Source organism: Dysosmobacter sp., from assembly GCF_052306735.1.
Classification (GTDB): domain Bacteria; phylum Bacillota; class Clostridia; order Oscillospirales; family Oscillospiraceae; genus Oscillibacter.
In genome coordinates this window covers 1-2,822 of the sequence record NZ_DAWBAJ010000082.1, presented here as the reverse complement: position 1 = coordinate 2,822, position 2,822 = coordinate 1, and the positions used below count along the sequence as shown (strand labels likewise).

The 2,822-nt window shown below is 61.8% G+C and carries 4 protein-coding genes; all 4 read left to right on the top strand.

The features are described 5' to 3' along the window. Positions 1-687: recombinase RecA (recA, locus tag ACT67G_RS11855; RefSeq protein WP_443664364.1), on the top strand; the 687-nt coding region annotated here is incomplete at its 5' end. Then, the gene (locus tag ACT67G_RS11850) at positions 677-1,297 is read left to right on the top strand and encodes a regulatory protein RecX (protein ID WP_443664363.1); all 621 of its coding nucleotides are present in this window, start codon (positions 677-679) and stop codon (positions 1,295-1,297) included. The genes recA and ACT67G_RS11850, both read left to right, overlap by 11 nt. A 5-nt stretch (positions 1,298-1,302) precedes the next feature. After that, positions 1,303-2,655 (top strand): 30S ribosomal protein S12 methylthiotransferase RimO, encoded by a 1,353-nt coding sequence (rimO, locus tag ACT67G_RS11845; protein ID WP_443664362.1) that lies wholly within the window; start codon positions 1,303-1,305, stop codon positions 2,653-2,655. Positions 2,656-2,658: 3 nt separating this feature from the next. Then, a partial coding sequence (locus tag ACT67G_RS11840; RefSeq protein WP_443664365.1) for a CDP-alcohol phosphatidyltransferase family protein occupies positions 2,659-2,822 on the top strand: 164 nt, incomplete at its 3' end.

The following is a 2,822-nucleotide window of genomic DNA, read 5'->3' as shown; positions in this document are numbered from 1 at the left end:
GAGGCCCTGGTGCGCTCCGGCGCCATCGACGTGGTGGTGGTGGACTCCGTGGCGGCCCTGGTGCCCCGGGCGGAGATCGAGGGCGAGATGGGCGACAGCTATGTGGGCCTCCAGGCCCGGCTTATGAGCCAGGCCCTGCGCAAGCTCACCGGCGCCATCGGTAAGACCAACTGCGTGGTGATCTTCATCAATCAGCTGCGTGAAAAGGTGGGCGTCATGTACGGCAACCCCGAGGTTACCACCGGCGGCCGGGCATTGAAGTTCTACTCCTCCGTGCGTATCGACGTGCGCCGGATCGAGGCTCTGAAAAACGGCAGCGAGATCATCGGTAACCGCACCCGGGCCAAAGTGGTGAAAAACAAGATGGCGCCCCCTTTCCGGGAGGCGGAGTTCGATATCATGTACGGCGAGGGCATCTCCCGCTACGGCGAGCTGGTGGATCTGGGCGTGAAGCTGGATTTGGTGCAGAAGGCCGGCTCCTGGTTCTCCATGGGCGAGGTGCGCATCGGCCAGGGCCGGGATGCCGCCAAGAAATACCTCCAGGAGAATCCGGAGGTGGCGGAGAAGCTGGAGGCGGACATCCGCCGCAACTTCGACAAGCTCATGAGCAACCAGGCCCGGATCGCGGCCAAAGCCGCCGGGCGCGCGGTGGATGTGACCGCCGACGATTTCAACGATGAGAATTGACCGCGTGGAGGCCTCCCGGCACAAGAAAGACCGGGTACTGGTGTTCCTGGAGGACGGCGCCTGCCTGAAGATCACGCAGCAGGAGCTGCTAGACTTTGGTCTGCGCTCCGGGGATGAACTGGACGAGGCCTCTTTGCGTAAGCTCAAAGAGGCGGCGGGAGTGTCCAATACCCGGGCCGCCGCCGCGGATCTCATCGGAAAACGGGCCATGTCCCGCCGGGACCTAGAGCGCAAGCTCCGGGACAAGGGGGCCAGCGAGGCGGAGGCCCGCTACGCCGCCGAGTGGCTGGAAGCCATCGGCGCCATCAACGACGCGGAGTACGCCACCCTTCTGGCCCGACACTGTGCCGATCTGGGATACGGTCCCCAGCGGGTGCGGGAGAAGCTCTACGAAAAAGGGGTGCCCCGGGAGCTGTGGAACGATGCCTTGGATACGCTGCCGGATCCCGCCGGGCAGATCGACTGCTTTTTATCATCCAAGCTCCGGGGCAGAATGCCGGATGAGAGGGAGAAAAAGCGCCTTTGCGATGCCCTGGCCCGCCGGGGCTTTGCCTGGCCGGATATCCGGGCGGGATTGAGTCGTCTGGGAACGGAAGTCCCGGAGGAATGAGAGAGATGGAAAACGATATGGAGGAGAACACCTTGTCCTATCAAATTGCATTTATTTCCCTGGGCTGTGCCAAAAACCAGGTGAACTGCGAGCAGATGATGGCCGCCGTCCAGGCGGCAGGGCACACCATCGTGGCCGCTCCCGAGGGGGCTGATGTGGCGGTGGTGAACACCTGCGGCTTTTTGGCTTCCGCCTGTGAGGAGGCCATTGACAACATTTTGGAGATGGCGGAACTGAAAAAAGCCGGGAAACTGAAAAAGATCCTGGTGACCGGCTGCATGGCACAGCGCTACAAGGCCGACGTGCTGTCGGAGTTGCCGGAAGTGGACGGCGTTCTGGGTACCGGCAGCTACGGCGATATTGCCGCCGCCATCGATGAGGTCATGACCGGCGGCGTGCGGCCCTGCCATATGGGCAATATCCACACGGCGGAACAGGGAGGGCCCCGCATCCTTTCCACGCCTCCCTGGTATGCTTATCTGCGCATTGCAGAGGGCTGCGACAACCACTGCGCCTACTGTGTGATTCCCTCCCTGCGGGGCAAATACCGCAGCCGTCCCATGGAGGATCTGCTGCGGGAGGCTGAGGAACTGGCGTCCGCCGGGGTAAAGGAACTGTTGGTCATTGCCCAGGACATTACCCGCTACGGTACGGACCTGAACGGCGAGCATCAGCTTGCGGCGCTGCTGCGGGAACTTGCCAAGCTGGACTTCCACTGGATCCGTCTCCACTATCTCTATCCCGACGAGATCACGGAAGAGCTTATCGACACCATCGCCGCAGAGCCCAAGATCCTGCCCTATCTGGATATCCCCATCCAGCACTGCAATGACGGCATTCTCAAGGCCATGAACCGCCGGGATACCAAGGCGGAGCTGCTGGACCTCTTTGCAAAGCTTCGGGCGCGGATCCCGGGTCTGGTGCTGCGTACCAGCCTCATTACTGGCCTGCCTGGCGAGGGAGAGGCAGAGCTTACGGAGCTGTGCGAATTTTTGCGTCAGGTCCGCATCGAGCGGGCAGGCGTGTTCCCCTTCTCTCCGGAGGAGGGCACCCGGGCGGCCCAGATGGACCATGTGGACATGGATGAGGCCAAGCGCCGGGCGGAGCTGGTGGTGGACGTGCAGTCCGACATCATCGACGCCTATAACGAGTCCATTCTGGGCGCGGAGCGGGAAGTCCTGTGCGAGGGTTTTGATGGACAGGCTCAGATGTACTTCGGCCGCAGCTATGCCGAGTCTCCGGATATCGACGGGCGCATCTACTTCACCGCGGAGGGTGATGTGGAGCCCGGTACCTTTGTCACCGTCCGTCTCACCGGCACCATGGACGGCGAACTCACCGGAGAGATGGAGGGATAAGCTATGAATTTGCCCAATAAACTAACACTTTTGCGCATTATCCTGATCCCTGTATTCATGGTAGTGCTGTACTGGGGCTTTCCTGGGGCCAACTATGTGGCCCTGGCTATCTTCATCATCGCCAGCCTCACGGACATGCTGGACGGCAAGATCGCCCGGAAGTACAA

Bases quoted from the DNA above. Each gene is read 5' to 3' on its own strand.
- rimO (WP_443664362.1), top strand. From the start codon at position 1,303: ATGGAAAACGATATGGAGGAGAACACCTTGTCCTATCAAATTGCATTT.
- ACT67G_RS11850 (WP_443664363.1), top strand. From the start codon at position 677: ATGAGAATTGACCGCGTGGAGGCCTCCCGGCACAAGAAAGACCGGGTA.